Origin of the sequence: Planotetraspora mira, from assembly GCF_016863275.1 — a bacterium.
GTDB classification, from domain to species: domain Bacteria; phylum Actinomycetota; class Actinomycetes; order Streptosporangiales; family Streptosporangiaceae; genus Planotetraspora; species Planotetraspora mira.
On sequence record NZ_BOOO01000069.1, the window covers coordinates 1 to 2072 of the forward strand.

General features: G+C 74.2%; 3 protein-coding genes. All 3 read right to left on the bottom strand.

The genetic code is table 11. From position 1 onward, the window contains the following. Nucleotides 1–27: 27 nt before the first annotated feature. The gene (locus tag Pmi06nite_RS42845; RefSeq protein ID WP_203958726.1) at nt 28–996 is read right to left on the bottom strand and encodes a DnaJ C-terminal domain-containing protein; all 969 of its coding nucleotides are present in this window, start codon (nt 994–996) and stop codon (nt 28–30) included. Then, nucleotides 996–1652: a nucleotide exchange factor GrpE gene (locus tag Pmi06nite_RS41350; protein ID WP_203958727.1), complete on the bottom strand. Its 657-nt coding sequence runs from the start codon at nt 1650–1652 to the stop codon at nt 996–998. Before Pmi06nite_RS41350 ends, Pmi06nite_RS42845 begins: the two co-directional genes overlap by 1 nt. 1 nt (nt 1653) lies before the next feature. After that, nucleotides 1654–2072, bottom strand: a 419-nt coding sequence (locus Pmi06nite_RS41355; protein ID WP_203958728.1) for an Hsp70 family protein, incomplete at its 5' end; no start/stop codon positions are given.

Genomic DNA, 2072 nt, shown 5'->3' on the forward strand with positions numbered 1-2072 from the left:
GAAGCGGGATCCGTACGAGGGGATGGGTCATGGCCGGGTCCTCCCTCCCGATTCGGAGCGCGGGTTGAAGCCGGAGACGTCGGCCAGTTGCTCATAGAGGCGGCGCTCCTCGGCGCTCAGCGTGCGAGGAACCATGATCCGGACCTCGGCGAACAGGTCCCCGGGGTCGCCGCGGGGGTTGGGCATGCCCTGCCCGCGCAGGCGCAGACGGCGCCCGGAGGAGGAACCGGGCGGAACCTTGACCTTCGCCTCCCCGCCCGGGGTCTCGACCGCCACGGTCGCGCCCAGCGCGGCCTCCGAAGGGGTGAGGGGGAGCTGGACATGGATGTCCCGGCCCTCGACGCGGTAGCGGGGATGATCGGTGATTCGCGCGATCAGGTAGAGGTCGCCCCGCTTCGCGCCGCCGACGCCCTCGCCCCCCTGACCCGCGAGCCGGATCCGCTGCCCGTTGCGGACGCCCGCGGGGATCGTGACCTCCAGCGTCCGGGACCGTCCGCGGCCGGGAAGGGTGATCGTGCGGCGGCCGCCGCGGTAGGCCTCCTCGACCGTCAGCGGCAGCTCGGCCTCCTGGTCGGCTCCGGGCATCGGACCCCAGCCGCGGCCCGCGCGGCCCCCGCGCCCCCCGAACATGCCGCCGAACAGCTCCTCGAAGTCGATGCCCTCTCCGGTCTCGAACCGGACCTCCTGCCCTGCCGGGCCGCGCGCCCACCCGGCCCGGCCTCCCGGGCCCGCGCCGGCCCGGGCGTACGCCGCCGGGTCCACTCCCTCGGGCACCTGCCGGAAGTCCCGGCCGAACGCGTCGTAGCGCCGCCGAGTCTCAGGATCGGACAGCACCTCGTAGGCCTCCGACACCTCCTTGAAGCGGTCCTCGGCCCCGGGGTCCTTGTTGACGTCGGGATGGTGGGAGCGCGCGAGCTTGCGGTAGGCCCGCTGGATCTCCTCGCGGCCGGCCGTTCGCGGCACCCCGAGGATCTCGTAGAAGTCGCGGTCCGCCATCAGTCCTCCGCCTTGGTGGACACGACGACCGACGCGGGGCGCAGCTGGTCGGGACCGTCGCCGTAGCCGGGCCGTACGACGGCGACGACCGTGCCCGGCTCGGCATCCGGGTCCTCCACCGTGCTCACGGCCTCGTGCCTGGCGGGGTCGAACCGCGTCCCGAGATCCTCCACGCGTGGGAAGCCCAGCCGGGCGAGCACGGCCACCGCCTGGTCGCGGACGGCGCGGACGCCTTCGATGACCGCGCCGGGATCAGCGTCGGCGTCCGCGTGCCGCAGCGCCAGTTCGAGGTTGTCGACGACCGGCAGCCACTCCGCGGCGACCCTCGCCCGCTCGTCGAGCCGCTGCCTGGCGATGTCCCTGGCCGTCCGCTTACGGAGGTTGTCGAGCTCCGCGACCGCACGCAGCCATCGATCGTGCAGCTCCTCCTGCCGGGCGTCCGTGCCGGCAGCCGTCTCGGCGCTCGTCTCGGTGCTCGCGCGGGTCCCCCCCGGCCCCCTCGCCTGCGGCTCGGGTTCGGCCGCCGTCGCACCGGTTTCGCGGGTCGTCCCAGGCGCACCCTGCGGCCTCCCGGGTACGGCCGGCCGCTCAGAGGCCGGTCCCGCCTCCGCGGCCTCGGCCGCCGGAGTGCGCGGGTTCCTGTCCTTGTCGGTCATGTCACTCCGGACTGGTGAACTCGGCGTCGATCACGTCGTCGTCCGGCCCGCCTGCGCCGGGCTGCGCCGGCTGCTGCCCGGGCGGTCGCGGCCGGGCTCCGGCGTCCAGCGCGTGGAAGACCTGCTGCAACTCGCCCGCCAGACCGCGCAGCCTGTCGACGGGCGCCTCCTCCTTGATGGCCTGACGGGCGTCGGTGATCAGTTGTTCCGCCCGGGCCTTCTCGTGCACCGGGACGGTGTCCCCGAGCTCGGACAGGCGCCGCTCCACCTGGTAGGCGATCGAATCGAGCTCGTTGCGGGCGTCGATCGCCTCGCGGAGAGCCGCGTCGTCGGCGCGGTGCCGCTCGGCGTCGGCGATCATCCGGTCGATCTCGCCGGTGTCCAGATTGGAGCTCTCGCTGATCGTGATGCGCTGCTCGG

Bases quoted from the DNA above. Each gene is read 5' to 3' on its own strand.
- Pmi06nite_RS42845 (WP_203958726.1), bottom strand. From the start codon at position 996: ATGGCGGACCGCGACTTCTACGAGATCCTCGGGGTGCCGCGAACGGCC.
- Pmi06nite_RS41350 (WP_203958727.1), bottom strand. From the start codon at position 1,652: ATGACCGACAAGGACAGGAACCCGCGCACTCCGGCGGCCGAGGCCGCG.